The organism is Parafrankia irregularis, assembly GCF_001536285.1.
GTDB classification, from domain to species: Bacteria; Actinomycetota; Actinomycetes; order Frankiales; family Frankiaceae; genus Parafrankia; species Parafrankia irregularis.
In genome coordinates, this window is the sequence record NZ_FAOZ01000002.1 from 526,982 (window position 1) to 544,146 (window position 17,165).

The 17,165-nt window shown below is 71.9% G+C and carries 12 protein-coding genes; 6 read left to right on the forward strand and 6 right to left on the reverse strand.

Features of this window, described 5'->3' with window-relative positions:
• Positions 1–87: 87 nt before the first annotated feature.
• The 3 genes from AWX74_RS04845 to AWX74_RS04855 all read right to left on the reverse strand — a co-directional run bounded on the left by AWX74_RS04845 (position 88) and on the right by AWX74_RS04855 (position 3,099).
• A complete protein-coding gene (locus AWX74_RS04845; RefSeq protein ID WP_091271899.1) occupies positions 88–1,350 on the reverse strand; it encodes a hypothetical protein in 1,263 nt (420 codons plus the stop codon).
• A 415-nt stretch (positions 1,351–1,765) separates the two neighbouring features.
• Positions 1,766–2,368, reverse strand: coding sequence for a TetR/AcrR family transcriptional regulator (locus tag AWX74_RS04850; protein WP_091271903.1), 603 nt, complete (start codon positions 2,366–2,368; stop codon positions 1,766–1,768).
• Positions 2,369–2,613: 245 nt separating this feature from the next.
• Positions 2,614–3,099 (reverse strand): GtrA family protein, encoded by a 486-nt coding sequence (locus AWX74_RS04855; protein ID WP_006538377.1) that lies wholly within the window; start codon positions 3,097–3,099, stop codon positions 2,614–2,616.
• 631 nt (positions 3,100–3,730) lie between these two features.
• On the opposite strand from AWX74_RS04855, the gene AWX74_RS04860 reads away from it, so the two are divergent.
• A complete protein-coding gene (locus AWX74_RS04860) occupies positions 3,731–4,303 on the forward strand; it encodes a beta-class carbonic anhydrase (protein ID WP_054570550.1) in 573 nt (190 codons plus the stop codon).
• A gap of 49 nt (positions 4,304–4,352) precedes the next feature.
• On the opposite strand, the gene AWX74_RS04865 is transcribed toward AWX74_RS04860, so the two are convergent.
• The 3 genes from AWX74_RS04865 to AWX74_RS04875 form a co-directional block, all read right to left on the reverse strand.
• Positions 4,353–5,318: a TIGR03089 family protein gene (locus AWX74_RS04865; protein WP_091271908.1), complete on the reverse strand. Its 966-nt coding sequence runs from the start codon at positions 5,316–5,318 to the stop codon at positions 4,353–4,355.
• Between the two features lie 249 nt (positions 5,319–5,567).
• Complete coding sequence (locus tag AWX74_RS04870) at positions 5,568–7,139, reverse strand: LCP family protein (RefSeq protein ID WP_091271911.1); 1,572 nt, start codon at positions 7,137–7,139, stop codon at positions 5,568–5,570.
• A 430-nt stretch (positions 7,140–7,569) separates the two neighbouring features.
• The gene (locus AWX74_RS04875) at positions 7,570–9,525 is read right to left on the reverse strand and encodes a glycosyltransferase family 39 protein (RefSeq protein WP_091271913.1); all 1,956 of its coding nucleotides are present in this window, start codon (positions 9,523–9,525) and stop codon (positions 7,570–7,572) included.
• 123 nt (positions 9,526–9,648) lie between these two features.
• Between AWX74_RS04875 and rfbD the strand changes: the two genes are divergently transcribed.
• The 5 genes from rfbD to AWX74_RS04900 all read left to right on the forward strand — a co-directional run bounded on the left by rfbD (position 9,649) and on the right by AWX74_RS04900 (position 16,969).
• The gene (rfbD, locus tag AWX74_RS04880) at positions 9,649–10,560 is read left to right on the forward strand and encodes a dTDP-4-dehydrorhamnose reductase (protein ID WP_091271915.1); all 912 of its coding nucleotides are present in this window, start codon (positions 9,649–9,651) and stop codon (positions 10,558–10,560) included.
• A gap of 39 nt (positions 10,561–10,599) precedes the next feature.
• The gene (metG, locus tag AWX74_RS04885; protein ID WP_091271917.1) at positions 10,600–12,288 is read left to right on the forward strand and encodes a methionine--tRNA ligase; all 1,689 of its coding nucleotides are present in this window, start codon (positions 10,600–10,602) and stop codon (positions 12,286–12,288) included.
• A gap of 358 nt (positions 12,289–12,646) precedes the next feature.
• A complete protein-coding gene (locus tag AWX74_RS04890) occupies positions 12,647–14,155 on the forward strand; it encodes a hypothetical protein (RefSeq protein WP_479724490.1) in 1,509 nt (502 codons plus the stop codon).
• Positions 14,152–15,009 (forward strand): NAD(P)-dependent oxidoreductase, encoded by an 858-nt coding sequence (locus AWX74_RS04895; protein ID WP_091271923.1) that lies wholly within the window; start codon positions 14,152–14,154, stop codon positions 15,007–15,009. The genes AWX74_RS04890 and AWX74_RS04895 overlap by 4 nt, the downstream gene beginning before the upstream one ends.
• 22 nt (positions 15,010–15,031) lie before the next feature.
• A complete protein-coding gene (locus AWX74_RS04900) occupies positions 15,032–16,969 on the forward strand; it encodes a hypothetical protein (protein WP_091271925.1) in 1,938 nt (645 codons plus the stop codon).
• Positions 16,970–17,165: the final 196 nt, after the last annotated feature.

Consider the following 17,165-nt stretch of genomic DNA (forward strand, 5'->3'; position numbering starts at 1 on the left):
CGATGTTGCGCTCGGACGTCCCCCACCCACGGTTCCGCGTCGATTCCCGCCAGCCGAGACAGGGCTGGAACGGTGTGGACCCGTCGACTAGATGGGGTCGAACGTGCGCCACCACTCGTGCAGCGAGGTCGGGTTGCCGTCGGTCACAGTCAGGAAGGAAACCAGATCGTCGTCGTAGCTCCAGAAGATGACGAAGTTGTTCTGGTGGTAGAAGCAGATCGCCGTTCCCTGGACCGGGCCGTCACCGACGTTCCAGGTGAAGATGTCGGGATCACCGCTCGCGCACTCGCCCTGGTCGGTGACCTGTGACTTACGGGCGTCGATGTCGGTGTTGAGGCTCGACGTGCTCGAATAGTGATACGCGGCCACCGGCAGGCCGTTGTCCGCGGCGGTGCAGGCCACCGAGGCGTCGATCTCGTTGTCCTCGCCCTCGGGATTCGGCTCGCAGTCGGTCATCGCGGTCCGGTCCAGCTGGGCGAGCAGCGCTGACTGCCCGCTGGTGAAGGACCCGGAACTCGCCGATTCCGTCGGGGTGGGGGCGGCGGACGTCCTGGTCGCCGTCGGTGACGGCGACGAGCTCGGCGTGGCGCTCGTCGTCACGGAAGGAGACAGCGACGTCGCCACCACGGGCCCGGACGGATCGTCGTTACCGGAGTCCTTCGTGGCGATCAGGGCGACCGGAATGGCGATGACGAGCGCGACGGCCGCCGCGACCGCGACAATGATGATGTTGCGGCGATTGTTCTGGCTGGGCCCGCCGGGGCTTCCCTGGTTGCCGGGGTAGCCCCCCGAGGGATAGTTGTCGTAGCCGGGCTGCTGGTAGCCCTCGGTCTGGTAGCCGCCCTGCTGGTTGCCGTATCCCGGGTAGCCCGCCTGGCCATACCCGCCCTGCTGGTAGCCGGCCTGGTCGTAGCCGGGCTGCTGATAGGCCTCGGTCTGGTAGCCGCCGCCCTGCTGGTATCCGCCGGTCTGCGGGTAGCCCTGCTGGTTCTGATCGCCGTACCCGCCCTGCTGGTACCCGCCGGTCTGCGGGTAGCCACTGCCCTGCTGGTATCCGCCGGTCTGTGGGTAGCCGCCACCGGTCTGCGGGTAGGCGGCGGTCGGTGGGTACGCCTGCTGGCCGTAGCCCGCGCCGGCCGGTGGCTGCTGCCCGCCGGCCGCCCCGCCACCCGGCTGCTGGTAGCCGCCGCGACCGGACGGATAGGAGCCGGGAGGTGTCGAACCGCCGCCGGCGATCTGGGTCACGGCGTCGTCGTCGTATCCGGGACCACCACCGAATCCGGGACCGCCGCTGTCGGCCCGCCGGGTTTCGGCGTCCGGGTCGTGCTGACCCGGGTTCGGTGGCTGCATGACGTCCCTCCTGATGTGCCTGTACCGCGATGTGCCTGTAACGCGCCGCCCACGGTCGGTGCGACCGGTCCGGTGGTGGTGCGATGGAGCCTGGACGACCCTCGCGTGCCGGCGCCGCGTGCATGGGTGGTCAGGTTCCGGGCGTCGAGCTGCTGGGCGTTCGTGGGCGCCCGGTCGTGCCCGGTCCGGGAGCGGTCCGCCGTGGGTTGACGGGTGGCCGGTGTGGGTTCGACTTTGGTGCCCGCCCAAGAGTAGGAGTCATGTGGAGATTGGGCTGGTCCGGGTCGCTTTTCGGACATGACCATCCGGTCAGCGTTTCGACACGGTCACTGCCCGCAGTCGACATCCGGATTCGGGGTACCGGGATCCGCCGTGCGTGAGCCGCCGCAAGGTCTGCTCCGAGCCGCGGCGAGATTCAGACGCCGCGGGCGTAGGGCAGGATCACGTCGTCCACGATGTGTTCGACGAAGGCCCCGTCAACGGGATCCCCGGTGATGAGCAGCCGCTGCAGAATCATCGCCGTGCCGACCTCGACAAGAATGTTCGGATCGGCGGACGCGCCGACCTCGCCGCGGGCGATGCCGCGGTTGACGATGCCCTCCGAGGTGGTCATGCGCTGGTTCCACATGCGTTCGCGTACCGCGGCGCGCAGCTCGGGGTTGCGCGGCATCTCGGAGACGACCTCGGCCATGATCCGGCCCTGTGCGTGGCCGACCAGGTCCGCGAAGGCGGACAGGAAGGCGACCAGTTCCTTACGCATCGAGTCGGCTTCGGCGACCTGAAGCGTCTGCTCGGTGAACTGGGTGAGCGCATCCATCACAAGCGCGATCTTGGAAGGCCAGCGCCGGTAGATGGTGGCCTTCCCGGCCTTGGCACGGGTGGCCACGCGGTCCATGGTCACGCCGTCGTAGCCGTGTTCCGCCAGCAGTTCGAGGGCCGCCTGGCGGATGGTGTGGTCCCTGCTCTCGTCGCGGGGGCGTCCGCCGGGCCTGGGTGATGCGAGTGTCGGCCGCGTCACGGCGCACCCTCCTGGACCTTGAGCGGGCCGTGCGTTGTACCGGGGTGACCAGGTCACCTCTGGTGGAGAACTCGGCACGCTGTGCATGGGCTGGTGACGCGAGCCTAGCGCAGCCGGCCGGCAGGAGAACTGATCGGTACCGGAACCAACCTGTTCCCTTTCTGTCCCGGCGGGGCGGAGGCGGGACAAGAAGAGGCCCGGCCCGGCGGTGATCCGCCTCGGGCCGGGCCACTTCCGCGGACCAGTCAGGCCTGGCCGGCGGGTTCGGGAATCCGCTGGTCCTTGACCGGCGGGGCCGCCACCTTCGGGTGGTCGGGATGCAGGAAAACGTATTTCTTGTAGGCCCAGAAGCGGAAGATCGTGCCCAGCCCGGTACCGAGAACGTTGCCGAACAGGTTGAACGCGACCACTCCTTCGAGGCCCAGGACGTACCGGGCGAAGCCCAGGCACGCCAGCGCGATCGCCAGACCGATCGCGTTCAGGACCACGAAGAGGCTGTACTCACGCCGGACTCCGGTGCGCGCGCGATGGCTGAAGGACCATTGCCGGTTACCGATGTACGCGCAGGTCGCCGCGATCACCGTCGATACGGTCTTGGCGCTGAGCGGCCCCATCCCCAGAAGGGTGTGACACAGGTTCGAGACGGCGAAGTCGATCGCATAGCAGATCGCCCCGACGATGCCGAACTTGCCCACCTCATGGATGAGCACCTGAATCCGTGAGCGTGGCATCCGATGGCTCACCACGGGCGGCGCCGATCGACTTTGCGAACATCGATTTTGACCACCAGGAGAGAGTACAGACGACTCGTCCGGACTCGATCGCCGCCCCCGGAGCCGGGGCCTGCGGGTCCTGGTCGTGTCGCGGTCCCGAAGCGTCCGTTTACGGACCGGCGTCCCTTGCTTGTGGAACGCCGGTTGGGTGTGAAAGGCCCGCTGTGCCGGGCGGGCCGCCCGCGATGCCCGCGTCATGATTCCGCCGTTCCCGTGCGCCGACGAGGCCGACACGCCGAGACGACCGGACGAACGGCGGCCCGGGCCCGGATGCGGGCACGAGCCGGCCAGGGCTGCGCTGGGTGACGGTTCACTGTCACAGTGTTCCCGGTCGCCTCCCGATCGATACGTCACTCGCGCCGCGCGCGTGATCTGTGTCGGAGTCGCGGCCGCCTCCGTGGGCGCATTCGCGGGGAGAAATGCCCTGAATGTGTGACGAAGTTCCTTTTCGGGGGCGACACACACGCCCCCAATCGGGGCAGAGTGAGTGGCGGCGGGGGTCCGGGCCCTGCATGCTTGGGGCAGTGGCAATCCCTCCGCGGCTCGGTATGCCGCGTGAGCGACGTACCGACGGAGGTGACCTGCGGTCATGAGCGTGCCCGAGGATGTCGGACCCGCTCAGGGTGCGACCCGCACCCTGCTGGCCCGCGCGGCGGACTTCGCCGCACTGCGTGGTGGCGCCCCCGACCGACCCCCGCTGCCGGGCCAGCCGGCGACCGGCGTCGCCGTCGTGGCCTGCATGGACGCTCGTCTCAACGTCGAGGCGCTCTTCGGCCTGGCCGAGGGTGACGCGCACATCGTGCGCAACGCCGGTGGAGTGGTGACCGAGGATGTCGAGCGATCGCTGGCGGTCAGCCAGCACGCGCTCGGCACCACCGAGATCATCCTCGTGCACCACACCAGGTGCGGTATGGAACAGATCAGCGACGAGGGGTTCAGCGACTCCCTCGCCAGGAGGACCGGCGTCCGTCCGCCCTGGCGGGTCCGGGCCTTCGCCGACGTCGCCGTCGATGTCCTGGAGGGCATCCGAACGCTGCGTTCGTCACCGTTCCTGCGGGCATCGACGTCGGTGCGGGGCTTCGTCTATGACGTCGACTCCGGCGAGCTTCAGGAGATCACCGAGAGCTCACTCGCTGCCCGAAAGCAGGGCACGGCCGTCTGACCCAGGCCATCGCCTCTTCGGGAGCGGACCCGGGGCAGGGCAGCGCGGGTCACCAGGGGGCGGGGAGCCTGCGGACCTCGGACGGCAGGTCGGTGGTGCGGGACTGCGGTACCGACCAGTCGACAGCGGTGATCCGCTCACTGCCGACCCGGCGCGCCAGCGCCTTCGGGTCAAGGTCGTCCAGGTTGCGGCACAACACCACCGATGCGCCGCTGACCAGCGGGACCAGCGTGGCGACCAGCAGCCCGGCCACGGAGGCGGGCCCCCCGACGGTGAGGATGCGATCCTCCGGGCCCAGCGCGTCGCGGCGTGCCACGGCGGCGGCGAGGCCGAGTAGCCGCGACTGCTCCGCGGGCGCCGGTGGCGGCCCGAAACGGTCGCCGTGCGGGGGGACCTCCACCGCGTAGTCGAGCACCCCCGGCACCGCGTTGCGCAGCCGGCCGCCGAGCGGGCGTAGCGAAAGCCCGACGACCTCGTCGACGTCGAGGGCGGTCGCGATGTCGAGCCGGTCCTCGCTGGTGAAGATGACGCCGGGGTGCCGCGGTGGCGCGCCGGCTCCGTGTTCACCCGCCCCGTGTTGGTTCGCCGTGTGTTGGTCCGTGTCGGGCCCGCTCGCCTCGCGCTCGTCGACCGGCCCTCCCGGGCTCACGGCGAGCTGGACCTCCATGCCCGCCGACCAGGCCGCCAGGAGGATCACGCAGCTCGTCCAGTGCGGGGGGAGGTCGATGCCGACGGCGTCCGCGGGCGCCAGGCCAACCGTGTCCACCAGCAGGTTGGCGGTTTTCGCGACCCAGTTGTCCAAGGTCGCGGTGGAGAACTCCACCCGCTCGCCGGTGGCGTCGTCATAGAAGGTGACCATTGGTCGGCCCGGGTCGCGGGTCAGCCGTGCGGCGAGCGCGGCGGCCACTCCGGGGAAGGGCGCGGCGGGTGCCTGCGTCGTGGCCTCCGTCGTGGCCTCGGAAGGCAGGGCGACGGTGCGGAGCACCGAGGCAGCTGGGACGAACCGGACGTCCAACGGTCGCGGTCTCCAATCCGGTCGTCGGCGGTGCCGGTGGCGGGTGGCGGCGGGTGGTGGTGGCGGCGGTTGGCGGTGCTGGCGGAGCGTGCCGGCGGTGCTGATCCGCCGTGGAGCGTAACGCTACCGACTCCCGGGACCGACCCCGAACGTCCGCCGCGCGAACACCGCGCGAACACCGCGCGGGCACCGTTTCGGGGTCGCCCTCTCGGGCCCTTCGGCAGACCGGCCGGCAGGCTGTCGGCAGTCTCAGTAGGTACAACCGGTGGTCAGCTGCGTCGCGGTGAGGGGCGCGCTCGTCCTGGTGCCGGTCGTCGCGGTGTCGGCCGTCGTGGGGGAGCCCGTGGAGCCCGCGGCGGACGCGGATGACCCGGGTGCGGGTATCCCGGCGACCGCGCGGGTGCCGGGCGCCGGAGCCGCCCCGGACCGCACCTGCTGGAACGACGTGCCGAGCACGAGCGAGACCCGGCTGGCGAGACCGTCATCCCGGACGAGGCGGGCGCCCGGCACGACGGCGGCGACCGCGCGGGCGGCGGCCTCCTGCCCGGGCCCGTACCTGACCTCGCTGGTCGAGAGCCTGCCGTCCGGCCAGTCGCGGGGCGAGCCGACCCGGAAGCCCAGTTTCGACAGGTCCGCGCCGACCGCGCCCGCGAGGCCACCGATCCGGGCCGCGTTGAAGACGTCGACCGAGACGTCCTTCGGTGCCGCCGTGGCGGGCCGCGCCGGTGCGGGCGGGGCCGGCGCCCGGCCGCGCAGCGGGGCGAGGAACGCGTTGAGCTGCGCAGGGTCGTACAGCTGCACCGATCCGTACCGGGGCAGCTCGCCGACGGCGTTCCCGCCCTCCGCGGGGGTCGGCGCGTGTACGGGGATCGTGACGAACCTGATCTGGTCGGAGCTCATCGCGCTCATCCGCTTCGCGAGCAGCCGGATGTCGTCGATGTCCGTCCCGTCGTCGATGGTCAGGGACTTCGTCGTCGCGCTGATCAGGCTTTCCAGCCGGGCCGGGTTCGTCAGCACGCCGTCGCTGGTGGCCTTGCGGAACACCGCCCCGATGAACTGCTGCTGGCGGTGAATGCGGTCGAAGTCGTTGTCGGGCAGGCCATGGCGCTGCCGGACGAAGGCGAGTGCCTGGTCGCCGTCGAGGTGGTTCTCGCCGACCCGGCCCCGCCACTGCGACCAGTTGTCGTGCAGGTTGCTCCGTGAACCGTCCGGCAGGGCCTTCACGCAGACGGTCACCCCGCCGATCGCGTTGGTCATGTCGCGGAAGCCCGCGAGGTCGACCGACACGTAGTGGTCCACGCGGATGTCGGTGAGCCGCTCGATGGTGCGGATCAGCAGCGACGGGCCGCCGATCGAGATCGCCTGGGTCAGCTTGTCCCGGCCGTGCCCCGGGATGTGGACGAGGGTGTCGCGTGGGAAGGAGACCAGCGTGGTCGTCCCGTTCACGTCGAGGTGGGCGAGGATCGTGGTGTCCGAACGTTGCCCGGTGACCTCGCCGTCGGCCTGGAACTCGTTTCCGGTACCGGCCCTGCTGTCGGACCCGACGAGCAGGAAGTTGGTCGTTCCCTCGATCGGGTCGGCGGGGCGCTCGCCTTCCAGGCTCAGCCGGAGCCGGTTGATCTGGCGGTCGAAGTGCTCGTAGAGCGCGAATCCCCCCACCACGAACGCGAAGATCAGGCAGGAGAGGGCGCCGCAGAGGCCGGTGGTGAGCCTGGCGGCGATCGGTCGGCGGCGGGCGCCCACCGGCGGCACGAGGCGGAGATGATGTGCCTCGGGACCGGGAGGTCCCCCGGTCGAGGCGCGCGGTCCAGCACCGGTCACACGTCCCCCTCCGCCATCTTCCGGTAGCTCACCGTGCCTGTGGGATGTCAGTCCGTGCCGCTACGAGCCCGGACGTGGCCACGATCCGTTCGCTCGGCGATCGGCCTTGAATTCGGCCTGCGACTCCTCGGCGCGTTCAGCTACTCAACGTACTCGTAGCATCACGTTGCATGCCCGCAGGGGGGTGGAGTACACGCGATGTCGTCAGGAATGACCGGTCGGCGCGGTGGTCAGGCGTGGGACCGAAGGCGGCGTCGGTTTGTTGGAGCCGCCCGTCGGGATCGGGCGACCTACTCGGCCACGAGGGCACCCGCGAGCACGGCTGCGTGCTGCTGCCGGACAGGTGTTGAGGATCGTGGTCGTCAGGACGACGAAAACCCTCGGCTCTTCGAGCCGCGGCCTCGGGCTGTCGCTGTGGCTGTAGCTGTGGTCAGGCCAACGCCACCTGGTCGGGCTGGGGACTGGTCTCGGTGGTCTCCCCATCCGCGTCCGCTCGGCTGGTCGCGGCGGGGCCGCGCCGGGCTGTTCGGACGGAAACAAGGAGAACACCGACCCACAGCAGTCCGGTCAGGACGAAGGCGCCGATCGTGACACCGACGGGCAGCGGCGCCCAGCGGGCGATCGCGGAGACGACGTCCGGAATCCGGGTGGGGACGAAACGGACACCCCGTGGCAGCCAGTAGTAGCTGCACACCGCGAGCAGCGCGAGCCCCTGCATCACCAGGGCACCGAGCAGAACAATCGACGGCGCCCACCGGGCCCGCCGGCCGAGTGACCGCCCGAGCCCCGCGGCCACGACGACCGCGAGCCCGACCAGACCGAGGTACAGGTAGCGGCCCTGAACCGCGATGCCCCGGGTATACCGCTCATACTCGGCCCAGCTCCGCTGCCCGACCATGAGGTACGCGAGGAACACAGGTGCGAGCAGCACGAGCGGAGCGGCCGCCCGGGTGATCAAGCCCAGCCCAGCGCCGGCCGTCGTGGCCTCGGCCGTGGTCGTCGCCTCCGGGGCGGCCGTGGTCGCGGCCTTCGGGCTGGCTTCCACCGCGGCGTCCGGAGCGGCTTCCGTTGCGGCCGCCGGCGCGTCCTCCATCACGGCCTCCGCCACGGGCGCGCGGCGCCGGGCCGCCGTGACCACGGCCGTGACGGACAGGCCGATCACGGTCACGGTCGCCGCCACGATCGCGATCGGCGACAGCTGCGGGGGCTCGAACATGCCGAGGCCACCCCAGAAGCGGCTGATCATCGTCCGGACGAAGTACCACAACCAGGTGAAGAACGAGTCGGGCAGCAGCAGCGGCTCGCGGCGCGGCGGGTCGGTGGCCCAGCCGTTCGGCTGGAGGGCGTCGTAGAGCAGGTAGTTGCGGACCCACCACCAGCCCCCGATCGCCACCCCCAGGCCGACCGCGATCACGGCGGGCAGCACCGGCAGCCGGACCCGGCCGCCGGACGGGCGTCGGTCATCGGTCGGATGCTGGTCGCGTCGGGCCTGACGCCAGCCGACCAGGTAGGCGGCGACGATCGTGAACGGGAGCACGAAGGCGAACGCCTTGGACAGCATGGCCACGCCGAACCAGAGGCCGGCCCAGGCCGCTGTGCGCCGGCGCAGGTCACCGCGCACGACCCCGGCCAGCACGACGGTGAGCGCGCCGGTCGCGAGGACCAGGATGCCGTCGTTGTTGAAGGTCGCCCCGACCCTGGTGAAACCGGGCACCGCCAGGGGCAGCGCCGCCGCCGCGGTCGCCAGCGGGCCGCGCAGCCCGAACCTGCGCGCCGCGGCCCAGGCCAGCAGCGGCACAGGTGCGAGGAGCAGGATGTTCAGCAGCCGCAGGACGAGCACCTGCTGGTCGTAGGCCCAGTGCTCGGAGCCCGGCAGGACGTCCAGCAGGCCGGCGCCGATGGCGTAGACCAGCGGCGGATGCTGGATCATCTGGTTCGACAGCCGGCCGTCGTCGACCGGCGTGGCGCCGCCGAGCTCGTCGAAGGAGAGCCGGTCGCCGCGCGGGGTGGGGGCGATCTCGGCGAACGACGGTGAGCCGCGGCGCTTGCCGCCGGACTGGAACATGTCCTGGAACCGGCCGCGGTCGAAGTCGTCGGAGGTCGCGGCGACGCCGGTGGCGATCATCTTCTCGCCCGGGGCGGGCCAGCCGGCCCCGTGCTGCAGGCCGTAGACCATGTCGACGTGCTGTGCCTCGTCGTAGCCCGTCCAGGTCGTGTAGACGAACGAGTAGGTCACAAGAAGTGCCACATGCAGCGCGGTGATGAGCAGCACCAGGACCGGGACCTTCGACCGCCCGGACGACCGCCCGGACCCCGGCTGTTCGTCCCGCCGCGGTTGGTTCTCCTGCGTATCGGCCTTTTCCGGCATGGGAGTCTCGGGCGTCATCACCGCTCAGGGTAGTCGCCCGCGCCCGTGCCTCCGCCGGTGCCGCCGGATCCGTCGCGCGCTCAGGCGACATAGCTGACGGCGCGTCATCGGCTGTTTGAATCGGTCTGCCAGACTCGCGGGGTGCGCATCCTCGTCACTGGTGCCGGTGGACAGCTCGGTAGCGATCTGTGTCGTCTTCTTGACGCCGAGTCCCGGGCTGACAGCCCGCGTGTGCTCGCCTGGGCCGGGCTCACCCGGTCCGAGCTCGATCTCTCCGACGCGGCCCGGGTCCGCGCGGTCATCGCCGACCAGGCCCGCCCGGCCAGGGTGCAGGGCGGGCTCGTCGTCATCAACACCGCCGCCTGGACGAACGTCGACGGCGCCGAGTCGGACGAGGAGGGCGCCTACGCGGTGAACGCCGCCGGGCCGGCCCACCTGGCTGCCGCCTGCGCCCAGGCCGGCGCCGTCCTCGTGCACATCTCCACCGACTACGTGTTCGACGGCGCGGCTTCGAAGCCGTACGAGACGACCGATCCGCCGGGGCCCCGGTGCGCGTACGGGCGGACGAAGCTCGCCGGCGAGGAGGCGGTGCTGGAGCTCTGCCCGGGGTCCTACGTCGTGCGCACCGCCTGGGTGTACGGGCGCACGGGCGGCAACTTCGTCAAGACGATCGCCCGGCTGGCCCGGGAGCGTGACCAGCTCACCGTCGTCGCCGACCAGCACGGCAGCCCCACCTGGTCCGCCGATCTGGCCGCCGGCCTGCTCGACCTGGTCACGGCGCAGCCCACGCCCGGCCTCTACCACTGCACCGGCGGTGGGGAGACGACCTGGTTCGGCTTCGCCCGCGCGATTGTGGGCGCGCTCGGGCAGGACCCGGCGAAGGTGGTGCCGATCACCACGGCGGAGTTCCCGCGTCCGGCGGCGCGCCCGGCCTACTCGGTGCTGTCGCAGCGTTCCTGGCAGGACGCCGGGCTGCGTCCACTGCGCCCCTGGGAGGACGCGTTCGCCGCGGCCTTCGCCGAGTTCGGCGCCGAGCTCCGAGCCGACCTCTGATCGGAGATCGGCGCCGCGGCCGGCGAGTAGTTTGATGCTGTGAGCACTCAGACTCCCGACACGGAAGCGCGGCGTCCGGGCCGTCCGGTCCTTGTCGCCGTCGCGTGGCCCTACGCCAACGGGCAGCCGCACCTCGGGCATATCGCCGGTGCCTACCTGCCCGCCGACATCTTCGCCCGTTACCAGCGAATGATCGGCAACCGGGTGCTGATGGTCTCGGGGTCCGACGCACACGGCACGCCGATCACCGTGCGGGCCGACGAGGAGGGGGTCACCCCGCAGGCGATCGTCGACCGGTACCACCCGGAGTTCCTGCGGATCTGGTCCGATCTGGCGATCAGCTTCGACCTCTTCACCACCACCCGGACGCACAACCACGAGGTGGTCGCCCAGAGCGTGTTCACCCGGCTGCGGGAGGCCGGGTACATCTACCCGAAGGAGACCTCGCAGTTCTTCGACCCGGACGCGGGCCGATTCCTGCCCGACCGGTATGTCGTCGGCACCTGCCCGCACTGCTCGTACACGCAGGCGCGTGGGGACCAGTGCGAGAACTGCGGGCGCACGCTCGACCCGGAGCTGCTCGTCGACCCGCGCAGCAAGGTCACCGGCGCGGTCCCCGAGATGCGGCAGACGACGCACTTCTTCCTGCGCCTGTCCGGCCTTTCCGACCAGCTGCTCGACTGGCTGCAGGCCCGTCAGGGCTGGCGCCGGCACGTGCTGAACTGGTCGGTGCAGTTCGTCAAGGATGGTCTGCACGACCGTGCGATCACCCGTGACCTGGACTGGGGCGTCCCGCTGCCCACCGACGAGCTCGGGCCGGGCAAGCGGCTGTACGTGTGGTTCGAGGCCGTCATCGGCTACCTGTCGGCGAGCAAGGAGTGGGCGGCGGGCACCGGAGACCCCGAGGCCTGGCGGGCCTGGTGGGAGGACCCGGAGGCGGCGGCCTACTACTTCGTCGGCAAGGACAACATCCCCTTCCACACCGTCATCTGGCCGGCGATGCTGCTCGGCCACGGCGGGCTGGACCTGCCGACCGACGTCCCGGCGAACCAGTACGTCACCTTCGGCGGTGCCAAGGCGTCGAAGTCGGCGGGGATCGGCCGGGGTGTGCGCGAGTACCTCGACCTGCTCCAGCCGGATGCGCTGCGGTTCGCGCTCGCCTCGGTGCTCCCCGAGCAGAACGACACCGAGATCTCGGACGGGGACATCGTTCGCCGCGTCAACGACGAGCTGATCGCCAACTGGGGCAACCTCGTCAACCGGGTGATGGCGCAGATCAACAAGTTCTTCGGCGGGGCGCTGCCCGAGACCGGTGATCTCGACGGGGTGCACGCCGAGCTGCTCGCCTCCGTCGACGCCGGCCTCGTCCGGGTGGGTGAGCTGCTGGAGCGGGTCGAGCTGCGGGCCGCCCTGCGCGCGGCGATGGAGATCTCCGCCGAGGTGAACGCCTACCTCTACCGCGAGGAGCCGTGGAAGACCGTCAAGGTCGACAAGGCCACCGCGGCGCACAGCCTCGCGGTCGCCGTCCAGGCGATCTCCGGCATCACGACGGCGCTGGCACCGTTCCTGCCGTTCAGCTCCGCGCGGGTCGCCGACGTGCTGGGCATCGACCTCGGGGTGTGGGCGCGGCAGCCGGTCGCCGCCGGGCGGGAGCTGGTCTGGTCCGGTGGCCTGTTCACCAAGCTGGACGCGGACGCCCTGGACGTCACCGCACCCACCGGCGCCTGATGGCGTGACGGCCCTGCGCCACCCCGGCCGACCGGCCGGGGGCGGCGCACGGCCGCCGCGTGCGGGCTGGGACACTGACTCCCAAATGGCGAGCGCATCGGGCCCGCCGTCCCCGGTAGGCACACCGCCGAACCGGGACGGGGCGGCGGCAGGAGAGGTACCCGCTCAGTCGAGCCAGCCGCGCTCCGATCTTCTTGATCGCCCAGCCCCCTCGGATCCGCCTGCCGATCAGATCCCGGCCGCGCGGCCGGGCCGTCCGCAGGACGGGCGTGCCAGCCTTCCGCGCCTTCCGCGCCGTCTGCGGGGCCGCCTCCCGGCGCAGCTGTGGGAGCGCCACGCGGCTTTCCTGGTTGTGCTGGTGCTGGCTGTCGCGGCCAGGGCGGTGGTCGTCTGGGCCTACCGGCCGGCGCTGCTCTACTACGGGGATTCCCCCGCCTACCTGGACCAGGCCGCGAGAAGGCTCTGGGCGGGGGACTGGCGGCCGTCGGGCTACCCGATGTTCCTGCGGGTCCTCGGCGCGCCCGACCACCTGACCAGGCTGGTGATCGTCCAGCACACGCTGACGCTGCTGGTCGGCGTGGCCCTGTACGCCACCGCCCGGCGGCTGTTCGAGCGGTTCGGTCCTGCCGCGGCGGCCCGAGGCCGCGGTGGCTGGCCCGCCGCCCTGGTCGCGGCACCGGCGCTGCTGGCGCCCTGGGTGCTCGACCTCGGCCAGTTCGTCCTGGCTGACAGCCTCTTCGGCACGCTGGTGCTCGGCGGGGTCCTGGCCCTGGCCTGGCCTGGCCGCCCGGCTGGCTGGCGGTTCGCCCTCGCCGGCCTGTTGCTGGGAGCGGGCGTCACGGTTCGCACGGTCGGCTATGGGCCGATCGCCCTGGGCGTTGCCGGCACGATCATCCTGGCCATCGGCCACCACCGCGCCAGCGCCACCGGCGCTACCAGGACCGCGAGCGCCATCGGCGCTACCAGCACCACCGGCGCTACCAGCACCGCCGATGCTTCCGGCGCTTCCGGCGTGGTCAGGGCTGTCCGTGTCGTCGCGCCCGTGATGGCGTTCGTGCTGGCCGCGGCCGCGCCGGTCGTCGCGTACTCGTCCTGGAGCGCGAGCCAGGGCAGCGGCTTCACGGTCAGCGCCCACTCGGGCTTCTTCCTCTACGGGCGGGTCGCGCCTTTCGCCGACTGCGACCGGCTGCCCGACGACGCCGATCTACGGTCGCTCTGCGACCCGCGGCCACTCGCGCAGCGTGGCTCACCGGTGACCTATCTGTGGCCTGACGACTCACTGCTGCGGCAGGGCAACGACCTCGTCCCACCGGGACGGGAGGCGCTCGCCGGCGAGTTCGCCCAGCACGTGGTCCGGGCCCAGCTCTGGATGATGATCACCACCACGGCCCGCTACCTGGGCGGCTACTTCTGGCCCGTCCAGTACGAGACCGAACTCACCAGCCGTGCGGACACCTGGGAGCTGCCCGACACCACCAGAAACCGGCTGCCCGACGGACAGCCGCACGCCACCGACGGCTACTTCGCCGTCAAGGACCTGCGTGACGGCCCCGCCGCGGTGCTCTCGCTCTACTCCGGGCTGTCCTACGCCGTGATGCCACTGGTCGGCCTCGGCCTGCTCGCCGGTGTGCTCGCGGGGGTGGCCGGGCGGATTCGTGGTGTGGCGGGGCCGGGCCGGCTGTTCTGGCTGGCGGCGGGAGCGGGTATGTCCACCTTGCTGCTGAGTTCTTTGACGTCCGCGTTCGACTACCGCTATCTGGGGTCGGTCATCGGCCTGCTCACCGCGGGCGCCGTGCTGGGAGCCATCGCGCTCGTGAGGGTGCTGCGTGCCCGGCCCGCGGACCGCTTTCATGGGGGGATCTTGTGAGGATCGCGTTTCTCGGCCTCGGCCGGATGGGGCGCCGGATGGCCCGCCACGTGCTGGTCGCCGGCCACGAGCTGGTCGTCTGGAACCGCACCCCGGGGCGTGCCGAGGAACTGACCTCGGCCGGTGCCATCGAGGCCGCGGACCCCGCTGACGCCGTCCGCGGTGCCGAGGCCTGCGTGCTGATGCTGTTCGACCCGGAATCCGCCGCGGAGGTGCTCACCGCGGTCGTACCGGCCGCCGAGTCGGGCGCCCTTCTGATCAACTGCACGACGGTCGGCCCGGCGGCGGCACGCGAGCTGGGACGCACCGCGACGGGCGCCGGGCTGCGCTACCTGGACGCCCCGGTGGTCGGCACGGTCGGCCCGGCCGAGGCCGGCACCCTGCGGATTCTGGTCGGCGCCGCCGACGCGGATCTCGCCGCGGCCAGGAGCATCCTGGGGACTTTCGGCGATCCGGAGCGTATCGACCATGTGGGGTCCATCGGAACCGCCAGCGAGCTGAAAACCGTCGTCAACCTCGCTCTCGCCGAGGGGATGGCCGCCGTCGCCGAGGTGCTTCGCTACGGCACCGACCTCGGCCTCGACCGCGGCCTGGTGCTCGCCGAGCTCGCCGCCGGGCCGCTCGGCACCCTGGTCAACTACAAACGGCCGATGCTGGAGTCTGACGACTACTCCCAGGCCGCGTTCACGGTCGCCGGCCTCGCGAAGGACGTCCGGCTGGCCACCTCGTCGGTCGCGGAGCCGCTGCCCGTCGCCGAGGCGACCCTGGCGCTGACGGCGGCCGCCGAGCGGGCCGGTCACGCCGACGACGACTTCTCCGCGATCGCCGCGGCGGACGTCTCCGGCTCGGCCTGAGCCCGGCCGCGGTACCGATCCGGTGGCCACCAGACGTTGGTTGCTGCTCGGCGTGGTCGCGGCGGGACTGACGCTGAGCTCGGTCGGGCTGCTCGGCGTGCTCGCGACCGAGCCCTTCGCCAGCGCGGACGAGGCGCAGCACACCGCGTACGCGGTGGAGGTCGGCGAGGGGCGCTTGCCCGAGCTGGACACGCCGGTGCGGGCGACCATCCCGGGCATGTCCGGCCTGCCGGCCGACTGCCGGGTCGACCCCGCGGACGTGCGCCGGGCGGCCGTCGAGGCGGCTGACCGGCCGGCTGACGACCGCCAGGCACAGGTGTCGCTGCCGGCCTGCGCGGCCCGGGACCGCGGCTTCGCCAGCTTCGAGGTCATCTACACCGCGAACCATCCGCCGCTGTTCTACCTGCTCGAATCGGTGCCGCTGCGGATCGGCCGGTCGGCCGGCCATCCGCTGGCCGGCTTCTACGCGGCGCGGATCCTCAACCTGGCGGTGGGGTTCGCAGCGCTGGTCGCGACGGCCTCGCTGGTGCGGGTACTGGTGCCCGGCCGGCCGGATCTCGCGGTCGCCGCGGCGGCCATTACCGGTGCGATGGGCGGGTTCGTCGCCGTCACCGCCCAGGTCTACAACGACGCGCTCGCGGTGACCCTGATCACCGCAGCCACCGCGGCGACGCTCGTGCTCCTGCGCCGGGGGCCGTCAGCGCGGACGCTGCTGGCGGTGGCCGTCCTGGTCCCCGCGGCCGCGCTCAGCCGGGCCAGCGGCGCGATCGCCGCGTCGCTGCTGGTGCCCATGGTCGGGGTGGCGGTCGGGCTCGCGTTCGCGCGTGGCACGGGCCTGGGCGTCGGCCGACGACCGGCGCTGGGCGGGCGTCCGGAGCCGGGCCGACGTCCGGCGCTGTGGCGCAGTGCCCTGGTGGGGCTGGCCGCCGCTGTGACCACAGGTCTGCTGACGGTGGCGGCTGCCGGCTGGTTCTACCTGCGCAACGAGCGGCTGTACGGGGACCTGACCGCCACCGGACGGATCGCGTCGATGTTCCCCACCGGGTTCGAGGAACGGTCGGCCTGGCAGGTGGTCACGTCCGAGGACTTCTGGTGGCTGGTCTACCGCGGCCTGTTCGGGCGCCCGAAGCTGCTCCTCGGCTGGCCGTACCGGGTCGCGGTCGGCGTCGGGCTACTCACCCTGGTGGGCCTGCTGGCGGCCCCGGTGCGCGCCGGCCTCGCCCGCGCTGTCGCCCGTCGGGCCGGCCACCGCGCTGCTGGCGATGCCGTTGGCGTTACTGCCGACGGCGCTGGCTGCGACGTCGGTCCGGCCCGGGGAACCTGGGTGACCGATCTGATGTGCTGGCTGGTCGCCGGCGCGCAGGCCCTGATCGCGGTCGCGACGCTGGTGGGTTTCGTGGCCGCGGGCGGCGCGTCGTTCGCGCGCTACCTGCTGCCCGCGCTGCCCATGCTGGCGGTGGCGGTGGCGGCAGGATGTTCCGCCCTTCCGCTGGCCCGCCGAGGCCTGCCGACGGTGCTGGTGGTCGGGGCGCTGTGGTGCACCACGATCGTCATGCTCAGCCGTGAGCTGGCCCGGCACGACCCGGGCCTGGCCGACCGGGACCTGCACGGCCGGCTGCGCGGCGCCATCGCGGCGACCGCGTTCAGCCCGAGCGGCGCGTCGCTGGTGGTCGGCGTCCTGCTCGCCCTGGCTGGGCTCGGAATCGTCCTGCTGACCCTGTCGATGTCGATGCTCGCTCCCGCTGCGGTTCCCCGCTGGCAGGTGCGCCCGGCCCGTGGCTCAGCCGGCGCCGATTCGGGAGACGGGGGCATGGTCCCGGCCGCGAGCGGATTCGGAGTCGTTCGCGGCGGGTGCGGTGAGGGCGACGGACAGGTCGTCGGCGAGGTCGTCGGCGAAAGCGTTGGCGAGGTCGTCGGCGAAAGGGTCGGCGAGGTCGTCGGCCCGCCCGGCAGTGCCTAGAAGGCCCCTGCCGGGCAGAGCGCCAGAGTCTGGATTCCAGGGAGAGGGAGCGTACGGACCTCGGAGCGCCCGGCAGCTCGGCAGCCCGGTTTGGCGAGTCGCAAGAGTGAAGGATTTTAGTCGCTCCAACGACCAAAATCCTTCTTTCTTGCGGCTAGCCGGGCGAGTTCGTGGCCCTTTTGTCGCGCTTAGGTGA

Excerpts from the sequence above, each read along its gene's own strand:
- AWX74_RS04845 (WP_091271899.1), bottom strand. The coding sequence starts at position 1,350 with ATGCAGCCACCGAACCCGGGTCAGCACGACCCGGACGCCGAAACCCGG.
- AWX74_RS04855 (WP_006538377.1), bottom strand. The coding sequence starts at position 3,099 with ATGCCACGCTCACGGATTCAGGTGCTCATCCATGAGGTGGGCAAGTTC.
- AWX74_RS04860 (WP_054570550.1), top strand. The coding sequence starts at position 3,731 with ATGAGCGTGCCCGAGGATGTCGGACCCGCTCAGGGTGCGACCCGCACC.
- AWX74_RS04875 (WP_091271913.1), bottom strand. The coding sequence starts at position 9,525 with ATGACGCCCGAGACTCCCATGCCGGAAAAGGCCGATACGCAGGAGAAC.